The following is a 16050-nucleotide window of genomic DNA, read 5'->3' as shown; positions in this document are numbered from 1 at the left end:
TGTTACCATCAAACGCTAGACTAACGTGATGTCTTCCGTTTTATTTGACCATTTTTGCTTAAATTTGCAATTCCTGTTGACAGGTCGGAAATAAAATAATTTGCTGTATAATGTTTTTTTTTCAGGGAACGAGGTGAGTATGAATTCTTTAGCCAGTGTCATGGTAGGGTTAGAGCAGGATAAAAAAAGCCATTATTCGGGTGCCATCGTGCAATGGCAAAAAGAGCTTAAGGATAACCAGGAAAAACTGGAATCCGTTTTACGCAGTAACATGAATACATTGACTAATCCGGCCTTGAGCAGCGAGGAAATCGAAGACCGTGTAAAAAAGATAATGGCCCTTCTCGCCACGCCAATCACCGCCATGCCGGAAATGATTGCCGATAACGTCGATGATTTATGCAGACGCTTAAACGAACTGGTTGATCTTTACGGTCAATTGCAGCCAAGCTACATCTCCAAATTAGGTCTACTGTCCAGCCTTCGGGAAACCATTAAAAGCCACTTAAATACTGTCGGCATTCGCGAAACCATCGATCCTGCCATCAATGCCTACCTGTATACCCAATCCCGGCTTTTAGCTGAACACATTGCCTACTTTCGTGCAGTTAAACAGGCGGAATGGGTTTCAAAAACCAAAAAAAGCAACCCTGAGTCTTCGGTAGAAGTATTGATGCTTCATCGACATGAAGTCTGCTCCTCACTGAATAAGGGCATGGGATTGAAAGAAGACGCGGGCCTTGATGCCATTACCCTCGGTGCATCGCAATCCAATTTTGACTTAAAACTCACCCAGCATTTTAAAACGACAACCCTCGTTTATTTCAAGTTATTTCAATCCATGGAAAACGTTGAAATGAAAGTCTCCCCTGTCGCCAGAGCCTATCAAACCGGCTTGTATGCCAGCTTTGCGCCCGAGGTCATCGACAAGGTCACTGTGGATCCGCATTACGCAGAAGTGCAATACGATACAACGCTTATCGCCAGTGGACGTGCATCACGACTTTGTTCGGATATCGCCGCTGATTTTGCAAAAGAGGGCTATCATGCCAGCTTTACAGAAGATCATTTCATTCTGGGTGAAAATGGGCTGTCGTTTATGAAACGTCTTAATATCGCCTACGGCCGGATAGCAGGAAGGAAAACGAATTCGCCCGATATGCACATTGTCATGGGCCATGGCACAATGAACATGCACCTGCTCAAGCATTTTCGCTATCATATCCCCAGCCATAATATCCCGGCTGAACCGCCCACACTCGATTTTGGCGGCTATTGTTTTCTGCTGATTACACGACAGGATGGCCGTATTGTGTCAGTCGATTACAAAGGCAGTTTTGATCGCTATGGACAGCAGGCCCAGGAAAAAAAGCCGTTAACCTCAATAAAAACCCTTTCAGACACCGCTTACATCGAGCGTCTTGACAAAGAATACATTCCCCAAGCGGTTGCTCCGGAACTCAAGGCCAGCCTCTTATTTCATCGCTGCCTGATAGACTCCAATGAGGAAGCAGTCAAAACCGTCTTTAAAAACGCGGATTTAGTTGATGTGATGCTGGATAATCTCAGTCTACTGCTTGACTTCCATCAGTTGGACAAGTCTTTTTTCATCCTTAAAACGCTCACAGAAACTCACCTGCAACGCCTTGAGGAACGTATAAAAAATGAGAGCGGATATAGCTTCACTTCCTTTTTTGCTTCGGTCAAAAATGCAACCAGCGGTAAGCCTCCTTCTCCTCAATTCCTGATTCTTAAACAATTACTAATGATTCTTGAAATAATGAAAAAAGAGAAAGAAGGCGACTCATTGCCGGCGTTGGATGAATTGGTAAAAAATTCGCTAACGACCTGCTATGAAGGCAAAGTAACCAATCTGTGCCGAGCCGTACGGGATTGGGCCATCTGGCGCAAACAAAACGAAAAAAAACCTCCATTTTCAAATGAAAAGGAAGAGAAAGAAGAAAAAAAAGAGGACGACAGCCATTCCTATGAGGAATCGCAAGCGTTGGATACGGTTTACAAAGGGTAAGCTCGTCTCGTGTTAAACCCCTGGGTATCGACTATTATTGTTAAAAAGCATGACGAGGATCATCCATGACCGTCACCACCGGGTTATCAGGTAATGAGATTTTCTGCTTAGCCGCCAAGGGTTATGCTCCAGGCAATATTGTCGTAGGGAACAGCACGCATTCCCTCGGGTTTATAGGCAGTATTGGGTCCGGCCTTAAATCCATGCTGGGCGGCGAACTGACCCAGATTACCCAATTGATTGAGGAAGGCCGACAAACAGCCTATCAGCGGCTGTTACAGGAAGCCAATAATCATGGGGCGACCGGCATTACCGGTGTGAACAGCCATTTGATTTTTCATGGCTCCAATATTGAATTTCTAGCCATAGGCTCAGGTGTTCATGCCACTGACGCGGCCCCCCATAAATTCTCAACGTCGGCCGATGGTCAGGAATTGTATGCCCAGCTCGATGCCGGTTACCGACCGATCTGTTTCGCCTTCGGCAATGTCGCTTATTCCATGGGGATAGGCCGGGGTATCATGGGTAGTTTGAAAACCCTGGGCCGTGGAGAAATTAAAGAGTATTCCCATATTTTCAACCACACCCGACACTTAGCACTGTCACGGATTGTCGGGCATGCCATCGAATACAACGCCAATGCCGTGCTCGGAATCCGAACCACCATTTTGCCGTTTGGTGGCGTCAATGAAATGCTGATGATTGGTACTGCGTCACACAGCACCCAATTGTCCGGCGATAAAATGCAGGAACCCATTACCAGCGACATGACCAACATTGAAATGTGGAACATGGCCAACAGAGGGTATGCGCCCCTGCGTCTGCTGCTGGGGACCTCGGTTTATTCCCTGGGATTTATCGGCGGCATCACATCCGCATTAAAATCCTTTGTGCGTGGCGAAATCACCGAACTGACCACCCTGCTTTATGATGCCCGTGAAAACGCGCTGAATATCATCAACGAAGAGGCCAAAGCCATAGGCGCAGACGACGTGGTTGGCGTAAAAACCTATGTTTATCAATTGGGCAACGGCCTGATTGAATTTCTTGCGATTGGTACGGCAGTCAAGAAATTAAGCACAGTCAAAACAGAATCCGATCAGCTTATCCCCCAGGCCATTGTTGTGGATCAGGATACTTTTTACAGTTCCAATGAAGGCTTTGGCAGCGTCAATATCAATCGTGGTGAAAAACCCATCAACGCTGGCAATCGAATCAATTTCACCATCATTGTCGCCATTTTAATTTTTACTGTGTTTTTTCCACACATTGTCAAAGCCTTGTTTCAGTAACCCATAGAAACCGCGGCCATGCCGCGGTATTTCTACCCTTATCGCCCATCCACTGCACCCGCAGGCAACGACGACTGGCCTCCCGGGCAGAAAACAATCTGATAACTTGTCCGTGTCGTTGCGCCCGGGTTGCAGGTAAAGGAACTGGACGGATCATCGAATTGATAGGAATAGGCGGTCGGACAGGCTTTTTTCAACCACAAAATGGCATTCTGTCCTGTGACTTGTGTACCCGCTGTCGTCGTCCAATCAGCATTGGTACTGGCACAACTGGCGCTCACCGCCGTAGGGACACTGCTGGTTGGCCAATCGACACACCCGCAGCAATTGGCCAGGTTGGGAAGGCCGCTGTTGTAGCAGGTATTGGCTGAATCATTGCTGGTGACCTGGCAGGCCAGCAGATTACCAAAAATGGCCGGGTTGCCGCCAAAGGTCCCGTAATTTTTTGCCGAAATGGTCGTCATGGCGGTGCCGATATCATACTTAGTGTAAAGGTTCTGACTGCCCCACTGACCGTTTAAAGGATAACCGACAAAATTGGTAATGGCCGTGTAGCCGATGAAGTCACCGCAGCGGCGGTTAATCGGGGCGTTGGCAGGGACACTGTTAAACGCCATACCGCAAACCTGCCCGTTAGAACAGTCACTGTCGCTTAAACAGCCATCATCAGCACCGGCATTGACCCATACCACATCCACCGGCGTCACACCGGAAAAGGAAGGATCAAATGTCCAGGGGCAAGAGCCCAGGCTGTTGCCCTGGGGTTGCATCAGTGCACCGGCTCCGGTGCACTGAAAAGGAGCGCTCGCCGAAACAGGACCAAGCCCTTTGATTTCGACCGGCACATTCATGCCATTGATAACCGACACATCGTACACGCCATCGGTGGCAGGAGTTGAATTGATGGTAAACTCAAACTTGGTATAGGGCGGTGACGGTTGATCCAGTGCTCCGCCTCTCACCACGCAGGTCCCCGACGTAGCAGACAGCGTATTGCACATGCCCGTTTCACAGGCAAAATTGACCCCATCAGAGGCACAACCGGTTCGTGGCCAGATAGCGCCATTAACGTAAGCATCCACCGTAATATCAATGGTGCTGGGCAATTGACCAGTCACCTGTTTGGGAAGCAGGTAAGAACTGGCTGGCGCACCATTGCTGCTCTGGCTTCCCGGGGTTGGATCGGGTGAAAAAATACCGCCCGAGCCGTTGGCAATGCCATACCAGACATTAAAATGACACTGGTTAACAAAATGCACGGTATGACTGCTGGTGTTATTCGCACGCACAGGCGCTGAAGTCGATGCCGTGGCAGTGACGCCGCCGGCCAAAACACTCGCCTGTATTTTCATTTCCTGAGCGGTGTTTTGAGGAATAACCGACGCAATTACATAACACTGCCCCTGAGCCGGCAAGGTTTGGCCTGAGCAGGTATCATACGTCGGCAACACCGTGGTCGTGGCTCTCTGCCCGCTGTTCGGAGTAAAACTGGTCGTCACCTGCACCTGACCTAAGGCAGCCGCGCGGGCGCTGCATTCGTTTTCAAAAATGAATTTAACCGTATTGTCACTGTATTGGTAAGTCACTGCCGGCAGGGGCAATGCCATCTGACCATGCACGGTGCAGCTCCCGCTACCCTGCTCAACGACGGCGGAAGCCCGCACCTCGGCCGATTGAGTACCATAGGTAAATAACCCACGCAATGCCAGTTGCCCTGTGTGGGTCGGGGTGATTTGTCCTGTGACCGTGCAGGAGGCATATGGTTGCAATACCACAGGGACTCCCGGGGTTCCGCAGTTATTCTCCAACACCGCCACATTGGCTACAGCGGGCGTCACAGTTACAAGATTAGCCCCCATGGCATTGCCGGCAAAACCAGTGACCGCCACATTACGGGTGTTGGTGTACGTTAATGTAAAGTCAGGCGTTTGCAGCGGGTTTAATGTCATCACCGCCGGAAGGCCGGCGATACTGCCCTGCACCCCCGTTGGCGCGCCTGTTCCTTGTGCCCGTAATGTAGGCAAGGGAATGCGGTTATTGTGATAACCGTAGGTTAACTGAAGGGTTGACACCTCCACTTCCGAAGGAGCAAACGCAATGGTGATATTGCAATGCGCGTTTTGCGCCAGCGTTTTGCCGGCACAGCCGTTCACTACTGAAAAATGGCCTCCTGTGGACGTGATGGATGTTTCAAGGGTAGCCGCCAGGGGCAAATGATTGGTTAAGGTGTAAGTGACATGCGATTGATGCCCCACCTGAGTAGGACTGAACCCCCCTGCCGGGCTCAATGCCCAGGAAACGGGATCAGAGGCAAACGCGGTATTCAGGAACATGGATAACACAACACTTAATAAATAATTGGTTTTAGGCATGGCAGAATCTCTTATTTTGATAAAGGCGCTGGGGATTGGCCAAACAGATAAGTCACACGGATTAAGCCTGAATGGGTACGGTAATGCCCGGCATTCAAGTGTTCCTGCGACCAGGTTAATTCACCGGGTTTGGACGTGAGGCTGCCCCAGTCTCTGAATTCGTACCCTAACGACAACATGATTTTTTCGGTCAGAACAACGTCAATGCCAGCACCAAGGCTATAGGTGAATTCCGTCGCGGTGTGACGACGAAACATCGGGCTGACTCTCGGCGTCACACCGGAGACAGCGGTCTCCCGGTAATGCGATGCTGTAGTCCACGCCGATCCGATGCTGCCTTCCAGATAAGGCAGAAAACGCTGGTATTGGCTGAGATTCGCTCGTGCAAAAATCGCCAACACCTCGCTTTCAACCGCCCAGGTGTATTGGTAATTGGCGAATTGAGGTAAGGCATATTGGGTGATCGTGCCATTGATTTCGTTGCTGAACAAATGCTGGTAAGTTAACCCTGCGCTCAAGACAGGCAACCAGGTCTGCTGGCGAGACCAACGGTATCCCGTCGCCAAATCAACGGTTGCCGCTGTTTTTTTGCTGGTTGAATACACATCGTTGTTGAGTGGGGCCGGGAAACCGGAACCATTATTGACGGTCATGGTCGAATGAAAATCAGGTTCGCCAAGGCCTGCGCCTGCGCGAACAAACCAGCCCTGACTATCAGCCATCGCCAACGAGCCTGAGAGCAAACAGCCGGCACCTAAATAGAATTTTAAATACGTCATTGCTTCATCCCTGCCTTCACTGCACGAGTAATCCTTTTTCTGAATGATTATCTTATCTCACTCTGTCAGCGATTGCAGCATGTCGGCTTTCTTGTTTTATCATTCAGGAACAAATGAATACGAAAGAAGCCGCTTACAGGGCTAAATCGCCGCCGGCAGGAAACCGTTTGTCCAATTCACCGGCAAATTCTTCAAACGGTGTCGATTCTTCTTTGAACAGCCGTAAGGACGAGGCCTTAAACGCAGCAGACTGATTAAAAAGCCATTGGCCAAACCCATTGCTTTTTGTTTTAATTCCCTGGATGAAATGATCCCTCTCCGTATCCGGCAACGACTGAAGGTATTTAAAAACTGCGTCCTTCAGGGCAGAAGCATCCATGCTTTTAGGGGTTTCCATCACCGTGGGTTGATTAAGCAGCATGATGGTCACCCAGTCCCATTTTTTTCTATTGACAGCAAGCGACAGCGGTGTCACCCCCTGAGCCGAGGATTTCATAAAATCAGCGCCATGACCTGCAAGCTTTTCAATCAGACTCGCATCGATCTCTCCCCTCATGAGCAGATGAACGGCAGTTTCACCCCGATCATCAGCCTGATTTAAAGCATGAGGATCCAGTTCAAGAAGCGCAAGCAACACCCCGGGTTTCACCTGCCTTGCCGCCTTAAAAAGCGGCGACTCGCTTTCTGGAAGCCCGGCCCATAACCGGCGATAGGGGGCCAGCGTTTTGATGAGATGCGCGTGGTCATTCAGTATGATTAAATCCATGGGAGAAAAACCCAGGATCGTTGTTTTTATCAAGTCATCCTCGTGTTGCGAGGCAAGAAAGGCCAGGGCCTCTTTATGCCCGTATTGGGCGGCATAGAGCATGGGGGTATAACCATCATTATCCTCTACCTGAAGGTATTTCCTGTTTAAATCCGCCAGGTGCCTTAAGGTCTTCACATCGTCGTGCATGGCTGCCACATGGGCAATGCGTGTGCCTCCGGTTTGAACCGCTGTTTTTTTTGTTGCTTTCTCGGCGTCGTCTTTGGTGATTGTCCGGGATTGTCTGAACTGATCAAACTGCGCTTGCACAGGTTTAAGGCATGGATTTTTTCGAACCGTATAAACCTGCACTTCAAAGGCGCTGTGCGTTTTGTCATGAAATGCACTGATTATTTCAGACGCCAACTGCCTCGAAGGGATTTTTTTAGTAGGCAATTGATTGGGATCGGTAAAAAGCCAGGCGTCTTCGGCCGGGAGGTATTTGATGCGAAGACGATGGAGGGGACTGTAAAGGCTGATGGACAGACGGGTATTGGCATTGTCGCCAGCGTTCTTGTCATACTCGGTTAGAACCTCGCTTAAGCCTTTTAAATAACGTTTTAATTTTTTTTCGCTTCCTATAAACGGCTCGGAGTACACTTTTTCCACGCCGCCCAGTGCAGCGATTTTTTTAGACCCAATCACTCCGGATAATTGTTCAATGTCCGCTTTCGCGACAAACTCACCCAAAAAATCCCGATACCGTTCGGTATGATGGGCCAGTTCTATGCCGGCAAAGAACGCATCAATACCCATCATTCGTTTTTCAAAGGACGTTAATTTTTGGTGTTTCTTCACTTTATTGCGAATCAACCGCAGCATTTCCCTGACATCGGTCGTTCCTTCATAAGTTATTTTTGCGGCATGAAGTTCGTTGATTAACTCGATGCGCCGATCGAAGCGCTCTTCTTCATCAACCAGTTCCGCAAAAGCCGTCATGCAGATTAACCCCGCGCATATCCCTTGATGATTTGCGGTATAGCCAAATTTTTTCATCAACGAAATCAGAGGGGCCTGGGTGGACGGCATCATCGTTACCAAATACAGTACTTTTCAACAGTATAATACACAGCCCGCACCAGGGCTTAGTACCGCCATAAATCGGTTGATTAACCTTGTCTGCACAGGCATCCACTGGCGAAGTCATCGTGCTATTAAAACCAAGCACTCAACGCCAATCGCTGCCAACCTTTTTCTATCCAATCGTCTTGTTAAACAGCGAATATTCTCTTATGATTACCGCGCCTAACGCCTTGATTCGTCATAAAAAATGGACATCGCCCCCTTACAGGAAGTAACAAGAAGCAAGCCCCCCTTTCTGGCGCTTTTACGCCTTGCCTTACCGATCAGTGTCAGCCGACTGCTTCATGTTAGCGGGCATTTTATGGTGATGATGATGGTTGCACGGCTCGGTGAAGAACAACTCGCAGCCGGTTCTTTGGCCATTTCAAGTTACATGGTTATCTTGACCCTGACAACGTCCATCTTTTACGCCATCGGCATCCTTATTCGGTCGCAGCCTGAGCCTTCCGCCTACCCTCAGCGACTCCTTGTGAATGCTTTGCTTTTAGCCTCAGCCATTGCCCTTCCTGCGGCCTTAAGCCTGGTTTGTATGGATAAGTTACTGCTCTTATTTCATCAGGACGCCGCACTGGTCGCTTTAACACGGGGTTATTTTTTCTTTTCAGCCTTAGGTCTTTTTCCCTTATTATGGCTTACCGTTATTCTGCAATTTTATTTAGGGTCCGGTAAAGCGCAGGTTGCGCTATGGCTTGAGCTGGTCAGTCTGCCTTTGACTCTCGTTGCCGCCTGCGGGCTGGTACCGCACTGGGGTCTGGCCGGGGCTTCTTTAGCCAGTTTGTGGGTGCAACTCCTGCTGGTGTGCGGCATGTTTTACCTTCTGTGGCGCAAGAACAAGCGGTTATTGAACTGGTCTCTGACACCTGATTGGCGTTTGTGCCGCGAGATTCTCAAACTCGGGCTGCCTATCGGCATCCAGTTTGGCGGAGAACTGGCAGTAATGGCTTTTGCCACCTACCTGATGGGTTATTTTGGTGTCAATGCCCTGGCTGCACTGCAAATAACCAATCAGTATGCTCTCCTCTTTTTTATGCTTAATTTGGGTTTATCCCAGGCTCTGGCACTAAAAATCAGTGAAGAACGAAGAAAGCCGCACCCAGCTCTTTCAGACATTCTTCTGGCAGCACTGTGCCTTTTCGCAGTGTACATGCTGCCAGTCGTTGTGTCATTTTCGCTTTTTTCTAACGAGCTGACCCGTTTTTATTTTGGCAAAGCCCCGCTTTCGCATTCATTGGATTCCCTGTCCAGGGCGTTCTTTTTGTTGAGCGCCGGTTTTCTTGTCATTGATGGGTTGCGTAACCTGCTTTCGTCTGCCTTGCGCGGCTTTCATGATTCAAAAAACTCGAGCCGCATTAATTTGCTGGCTTTATGGGGCGTTTCATTGCCCTTGAGCGCGGTAGCCGCGTTTAACCTGCACGGCGGCCCCATTGGTCTGCGCCTTGGGTTTTTAAGCGGCTTTATCCTTGCAGTGATGCTGTTGAGCAGGAATCTGTTGCGTAAACTCAAGCACATCCACGATATTAACCCATTCACACGAGAGGAAGGTCGTTATGCCTGAAACCCAAGGTATTTTCTGGTTGGCTTCTTATCCGAAATCAGGAAATACCTGGTTTCGCATTGTCTTGTCGAAATTATTGCAGCCGGCTTCCGGTTTAAACCGCATCAATGAAATGGACAGCATCCTGGGCTCGCCGATGGTGGCCAACCGCGGATGGATGAATAAAGCCTTAGGCTTTGACAGTTCCGCCTTAAGCGATGATGAGGTGGATCAGTTACGTCCCAAAACCTATGCGTCTTATGCGGCAACGCTAAAGCGCCCGGTGTATATCAAAGTCCACGACGCCTACACGTTCATCGATGAACATCAACCGCTCTTCCCGAGCGAGGGCTGTCTGGGTGCGATTTATTTTATCCGTAACCCCCTTGATGTGGCCATTTCACTGGCGCATCATGTGCAATGCCCTCTGGACTGGAGCATCCACATGATGGGACAACCCGGTTTCGAAGTCCCCCTTCCCGGGCAACGTGACAAACAACTGCGTCAGAAATTATTGTCCTGGTCCTTGCATGTTGAAAGCTGGACGCTGCTGCCGGATTTCCCGGTGCTGGTTTTGCGTTATGAAGACATGGTGAGGGATCCGGTGACTTCGTTCAGCAAGGCATTGCATTTTTTGAATCTTGATTTCACCCTGGAAGAAATTGCTCAAGCCATTGAGGATTCGTCATTTGAAAAACTGCAGAATTTTGAACGGCAATTTGGCTTTAAGGAAAAACAAAATGGGTCTTTCTTCCGCAAAGGCATTGCCGGCGATTGGCTCAATATGCTGACAGAAACTCAAGTACACCAGATTGTGAAACAGCATACCGCAATCATGCAGCAATACAGGTACCTGGATGCACAGGGCCGACTGCCAGCCCGCCCTGAGACCCCAGAAAAAAGCCTGAATCCTGTCTAGGGAAAGGGAATTTTTGCAAGGTAAGCATTCTCACGGGTAATGTTTAACGTTCGGGCATACGCATTGTCAATATTAAGTCCATTATTGAGCGACATGTGGGCAAAAAAATCCGGGCTCATGATTTTGGTAAAATGAAGCCCGAGAGCCTCATCGTAAGCATGGTAATAGAAAATATCCGTACTTAAGGCACTCAAAGCCGATAAGATTTCTTCATACCGGTAGGCTTTAAGATCATGCACATCAGCAAGGGTGGCTATTTTGCATGGAATCGATGTTTTAAAAAACGGGATGGTTTCTTTGATTCCTGCATGATTGCACTGCTGAAATTGAAGGTGGTATCCAGCGCCGGCTTTATTGGCCAAACCCTCCGAGCATTCCATGTTATACAAAAAGGTATAACATTGATAAAGCTCCTCCAGGGAGGAGGTTAACGCTTCCGTAAGCGTTAAGCCGCTGCTTGAACCGATGGAATACTGCACCATGTCGTTGGGGGAGTGGGCAAAATAAAACAGGATTACGGTATGGCCTGGCAGGTGATTGCCATTGGCAAAAATAAACAGCTCCCCGTTATCGAGCAAGCGCTCGGTCAACTCCCTGTAGGGCGTCAGAGCTTTGAGCAATTGCGGGTCGATGGCGTACTGACATCGTTGTGAAAGCCAACTGCCCAGCAGTGCCTGCCGCTCAATGAATTCCATCAGCGAATTGTAGAGGGCTTTTTCCCGAACAGGGTGAGACGCACAGGCGCAACTGTCGCTGAAATGAAGGTAGGGAGCATCTTCTTTTCGGCCATTTAAAGCAATAGCATTATGGAAATAGTCGCCGGGTGTGTCGTCAAACAGGTTATACACCCGGGTAAAGGCAAATTCATGCTCAAGGCTGGCCTCGGCGTCCCGCCCTTCCTGACACAATGACAGTAATTTTTTCTGCCAGGAAAGCGGCTTCACATCGGCCAGTTTTTTCTTACTGTTCACAGGCACTTTGGTAAACAAATGATTGCGTTCATAAAATTCGCCATATGCTTTTCTGGGGAGGTTCAATCCAATGCCCGTACTTCCTCCATAGCTGATGATGCCGTCGATCACCGCTGATCGTGGCGTGGACAGATTGCTCTCCATGCACAGCTTGAATTTGGTGGCATGGTGAATGGAGGCATGGGACGCTGAGGCATAAGGCAGATGCCTTTGCCGGGTTAAATTCAAGTCAGTCATTTGACGCACCGTATCCAAATAATTGCATGGTTAAAGGCAGGTAGACCGTCGGATCCAAATCCAGCGCGTGCATTACCTGATGATCACTGAAGGACGACCACACCGTGCTCCGCAGGCCCAACGTCTGGGCTGTATGCAAAGCCTGTTGATACATGGACCCAGCCTCCATGACCGCATGACGGTAACCGCGGTAGCGGTATTTAAACAGGGCTTTGCCAACATGGGCGATATACAAAACAGCAAAGGCGGGAAAACCCTCCGGCGTAATTAATCCGTGCAGCAATTGCTCGAAAAAAACAGCGCTCGACATGGTCTTCATGCGTTGCAATGTTTTGCTGATGGGTCTGAAATGATAAGCGCCAGAGGTGACTGGGGCAGACTGAGTGAGTCGCTCCTCAAAAAGAAACACCAGCGGTTCAACCGGATACAACCCGCCTGCCGAAGGGTAAGGGCGATGATTGTCGTCATTGGGTGAAAACGAATGAATCAGCAGGGTCTCAATCAGCGAAAAATCAACCGGTTGTTGTGCAAAATGCGTGGTGGAAGCCTCGCGGGAAAAGAAGGCCTCTTCCGGCGTTTGGCAGGCCACGTCATGGTGATGAAATGGCGAAATTTCACACTCAGTGAACTGAACACGGCTGATGGCACGTTGATCCACATTGGTAATTGCCAAATGACCAAAATCAAGCAAGGTGATGCTCTCTTTGGCATGCGTTTTCAGAATATCCTGATACACTTGCGCGTCCAGATGCCCTTCCACTAACCCGCTGATAAACGGCTTTTTAAGCGTGGCACTCATTCAACACGCTCCTCTTGCCGATTAGCTAAATCAAGCCGCCTGTCTTCTTCGGCAAAGGGCGAATGCACAGCGATTTCCTGATGCACCGTAAAACTGCTCAAATCCACATGCCAGAACCAATTGATTTTATCGAGCGGGGTTGGTGCTCCCCACAACTGCGTGAACTGCGCGGCAAACTGATGCAGGCAGTAGGCTATATACCCTTGTTGGCAGGCATTAACCGGTGAATCCGGGAATTGATCCGCTCCCTGCTTTAACAACTCACGGTAAAACAATAACCAATTGTTCTTTGTTGCCGGTATGTCGCTTTTCAGATAGCCGATTAACTGATGAAGGTTTGAAAAATGGCTGGGCAAACCGCTGTCTTTAAAATAAAGATTATCAATGATAAGCAGCTTGTGCAGCACACCGGCGGTAATAAAGTAAACCTGAGAGGGCATCTCTCGATACAAGGTTTTAAAATCAGTATGCGAGTAATTTTTACGATAAAAAATCACCAGGCTTGAGGGGGAATAGTGATGATGCGACGACGTTACACGATGGCAATCGTATTCTTTTTTCAGCGTCTCCTGAAGTAATTCCGCCACCAGGGTGTCGTCGCTGTTGATGTAAATCGCTGGAAATTTTCTTCTCTGCATGGGCTTCAGCACATTAAGCTGGTTGATTAATACTTTTTTGAGTGCGTCCACATCAACGCCATGATTGGCTGCAAGCGCTGTCAGGTTTTCCTGGCTGATTTCAAGCCGGGGCTGATTTTTTAGGGCATACAACAAAGCCTTTAAGGTTTGGCTCGGAATCTTGATGCCTTTGCCGTAGTTACTTAAATACAACTCCAGATCTGTTTCGATTAACTCATAGTCATTAATGATATACACCGCATTCATCCTTATACAAAACGTCAACGATTGGCTTCTGAAATCCGGGGCCTAGACCTCTTCTGCGCAGGGTATTTTTGCCGCTGCCTCAGGCTTGTGCCGCAAGACATTCCTGAAAACAACCACTTTTTTTTCAACCAGGCTCTGCAAGGCAAGCTGCTCATTGGCTTTAAACTGATGATAATAGAGACCATCCTTAAGCCTGAGCCGCTTAATTAACTCGATGGCCAGCGGCTCGGAAAGGCGCTTGTTGAGAAAACTGCGATGGTATTTTAATTCTAATGCACCGTCCTTCGCTTCCATCGACTGAATCGCAGGCGTAAGATGCACTTGAACCCCATTGAGCAGCGCTTTTTTCTTTTCCTCACTCAAGGCAAGCCGTCTGCCCTGGTAATAACAGGCTTCACATCCGTTGAGTGCAGCAATCACAAAGGCTTCCTCGGCTGAAACATCAAGCCTTTCCTGTCCGCTATTGACATAGAGGACGGCGTGATTTTCCTCAATGGCCAGCGCCTGTTTCAGAAATCGCGACACCAACGCCTGCAGGCGTTGCCGGGCGGGCGAGACATCATGTCGAGACGATAGGCGGGCCGCTGTCGAATAAACCATCACATGGTGATCCGCGTAACCGGTTTTTACCGTCGTTTTTTTGGCGGTAAACCCATACATGCACTCGTTATCAGCAGGTAAGTTCATACCGCTTGACTTCAGCAACTGCACCATTTTCCCATACAGAAAATCATCCGCCCTGGTCACAGGCAATGGCTTTAAAATATCGGTTATTTTTTCCTGAGCGAGAATCAGACGGGGACGCCAGGACAAGGCATAGGGATTGTCGCAGGCCAGCCAGTGCAAGGCGGCATTCACCCAGAAATGCAATGCCTTTTCATCATGTCCTTGCGCTTCATAGACAGCGCCCAGGTTCATGTGGTAATAAATCTGATCGTAAACGGTGTACCCTCCGCCGCTGATTTCTTCATAAGCCAGACCATAATAGTGCAATGCTTCATCAAATTGTTTCGCTTTTTTATACAAGCGGGCTATGTTGATGAAATTCACATAGTTTAAGCCCGTAATGGTCATCTGGTGGTCTTCAATGAATGTTTTAATGCGTATTTCTAATGCTAAGGCGGTGTCTTCTCTGCCTTGAAGAACCAGAAAGAGTGCAAAAAGATTGAGGCGATAGAGCGAGTTTTCATCCGTAAGCGGCATGTCTTCATGAACCTGACAGGCTTTAAAATGGCGTTCGGCCACTGGAAGATTGCGAGTCAGCGTAGCGGAGTAAGCCTTGATAAAATGCAGGCTTGCGGCATCTGCCGCACTGAGGCTCACCCATGCCGGAGGAAGCTCTTTGGCAGTGACCTCTTCATACTGGTGGGCAAGAAAGCGGGTCAATAACAGGTGCATCAGCAGGGTTTCCCGCTGGGATGTCGATAAATGATAGTGCGCCAATAGGTCATCCAAGGCACGCCCCCCTGCTTCAGGCGCACCGGCCTTAAGGCAAACCCAGGCATAACCGACTAATTTTTGCACTTGTGTTTCGGTCAGTGTCAGGGCATCCCCAAAATTAAAATCAAAACCTACCGTGCTAAGCATGGCCTGCGGGCCTTCCAGACTCGGAATGGGAGGCGTCAAATCGGTTTGATAATCAATATCCCAGGATGCCTCATCGACGGATGACAGGGTCTGCTTGAGCTCCTGCAGGTGTTCAGGCTTCACATAAAAAACAAAGCGTACCCTGACAGAATGGTTTAAAAACAAAAACAGGTAAAGGTTATCGCGGCTTAACCAACCTTCGGCCATCTGCACATGCAATTCCAGTGTATTCACCTCTTTTGCACGAAGCAAAGTCTGTAATTGCTGGCTTAATGCCTGTGCCCGAATGGCGGTGGGTTGACCTAAGGATTCAAGGTTAATCCAGTCGTTGATGGTGGTCAGTTCACAGACAGGAGTAAAAACCTGCATCGGCAAAGCGGGTGAAGGCGACAGGGCTTTGGCGATATCAACAAACGCCTGGAAAGGACAAAGGAAATGGCCATTAAGGCTTACAGTTAACTTCATGATACACCGTCTTGGGATAAATAAAGGCGGCAACCTTTGCAAGAAGGCTGCTGTGGGCTTTTAAAAGAATCTGTTTTATCCGGCGAAAAAGCCTGACCGATGGCCAGGCCGTTCCGAGAGATGAAGTCAGAGACTTACTTCGCAGCATCCGTGCTATCAGCCATCTCTGAAGTAGCCGCTGTACAACAGCAGCAGCAGGAAGACAGTGAAGGCTCGAAAAATTCACTGTCGTCAAACAAGACTTCCGCTTCAAGGTGATCCTGACGGTTTAAATTGTCCATAATGTTAGCTTCC

Annotated in this window: 12 protein-coding genes; 4 read left to right on the top strand and 8 right to left on the bottom strand. The window is 48.9% G+C overall.

Features of this window, described 5'->3' with window-relative positions; all coding sequences use genetic code 11:
- The first annotated feature begins 139 nt into the window (after positions 1-139).
- Positions 140-2029 carry a hypothetical protein gene (locus Lrub_RS07250; RefSeq protein WP_058531491.1) on the top strand — a complete coding sequence of 630 codons (1890 nt, stop codon included), beginning with the start codon at positions 140-142 and terminating at the stop codon, positions 2027-2029.
- Positions 2030-2094: 65 nt separating this feature from the next.
- Positions 2095-3321 carry a heavy metal-binding domain-containing protein gene (locus Lrub_RS07245; protein WP_058531490.1) on the top strand — a complete coding sequence of 409 codons (1227 nt, stop codon included), beginning with the start codon at positions 2095-2097 and terminating at the stop codon, positions 3319-3321.
- A 38-nt stretch (positions 3322-3359) separates the two neighbouring features.
- Here Lrub_RS07245 and Lrub_RS07240 read toward each other — a convergent pair whose 3' ends face one another.
- The 3 genes from Lrub_RS07240 to Lrub_RS07230 form a co-directional block, all read right to left on the bottom strand.
- Positions 3360-5693 carry a thaumatin family protein gene (locus tag Lrub_RS07240; RefSeq protein WP_058531489.1) on the bottom strand — a complete coding sequence of 778 codons (2334 nt, stop codon included), beginning with the start codon at positions 5691-5693 and terminating at the stop codon, positions 3360-3362.
- 11 nt (positions 5694-5704) lie between these two features.
- Positions 5705-6472 carry an outer membrane protein gene (locus tag Lrub_RS07235; RefSeq protein ID WP_058531488.1) on the bottom strand — a complete coding sequence of 256 codons (768 nt, stop codon included), beginning with the start codon at positions 6470-6472 and terminating at the stop codon, positions 5705-5707.
- 133 nt (positions 6473-6605) lie between these two features.
- Positions 6606-8309, bottom strand: a complete 1704-nt coding sequence (locus Lrub_RS07230; protein WP_058531487.1) for an ankyrin repeat domain-containing protein — start codon at positions 8307-8309, stop codon at positions 6606-6608.
- 238 nt (positions 8310-8547) lie between these two features.
- Here Lrub_RS07230 and Lrub_RS07225 point away from each other — a divergent pair, with 238 nt between their 5' ends.
- Positions 8548-9915, top strand: a complete 1368-nt coding sequence (locus Lrub_RS07225; protein WP_058531486.1) for an MATE family efflux transporter — start codon at positions 8548-8550, stop codon at positions 9913-9915.
- Positions 9908-10813, top strand: coding sequence for a sulfotransferase domain-containing protein (locus tag Lrub_RS07220; RefSeq protein WP_058531485.1), 906 nt, complete (start codon positions 9908-9910; stop codon positions 10811-10813). Before Lrub_RS07225 ends, Lrub_RS07220 begins: the two co-directional genes overlap by 8 nt.
- On the opposite strand, the gene Lrub_RS07215 is transcribed toward Lrub_RS07220, so the two are convergent.
- From Lrub_RS07215 to Lrub_RS14740, 5 genes are all read right to left on the bottom strand, one after another.
- Positions 10810-12021, bottom strand: a complete 1212-nt coding sequence (locus Lrub_RS07215) for a YcaO-like family protein (protein WP_058531484.1) — start codon at positions 12019-12021, stop codon at positions 10810-10812. The genes Lrub_RS07220 and Lrub_RS07215 overlap by 4 nt on opposite strands.
- On the bottom strand, positions 12014-12820 hold the full coding sequence (locus Lrub_RS07210; protein ID WP_058531483.1) for a SagB/ThcOx family dehydrogenase: 807 nt from the start codon (positions 12818-12820) through the stop codon (positions 12014-12016). Before Lrub_RS07210 ends, Lrub_RS07215 begins: the two co-directional genes overlap by 8 nt.
- Entirely contained in the window at positions 12817-13695 is an 879-nt protein-coding gene (locus Lrub_RS07205; RefSeq protein WP_058531482.1) for an McbB family protein, read from the bottom strand. The genes Lrub_RS07210 and Lrub_RS07205 overlap by 4 nt, the downstream gene beginning before the upstream one ends.
- 51 nt (positions 13696-13746) lie before the next feature.
- Positions 13747-15756, bottom strand: coding sequence for a tetratricopeptide repeat protein (locus tag Lrub_RS07200; RefSeq protein WP_058531481.1), 2010 nt, complete (start codon positions 15754-15756; stop codon positions 13747-13749).
- Positions 15757-15890: 134 nt separating this feature from the next.
- Positions 15891-16037, bottom strand: a complete 147-nt coding sequence (locus tag Lrub_RS14740) for a hypothetical protein (protein ID WP_156413031.1) — start codon at positions 16035-16037, stop codon at positions 15891-15893.
- Positions 16038-16050 lie beyond the last annotated feature (13 nt).

This window comes from Legionella rubrilucens, assembly GCF_001468125.1.
Lineage (GTDB): Bacteria > Pseudomonadota > Gammaproteobacteria > Legionellales > Legionellaceae > Legionella_C > Legionella_C rubrilucens.
The sequence above is the reverse complement of the archived record's forward strand: the minus strand, read 5'-3'. Positions and strand labels throughout refer to the sequence as shown.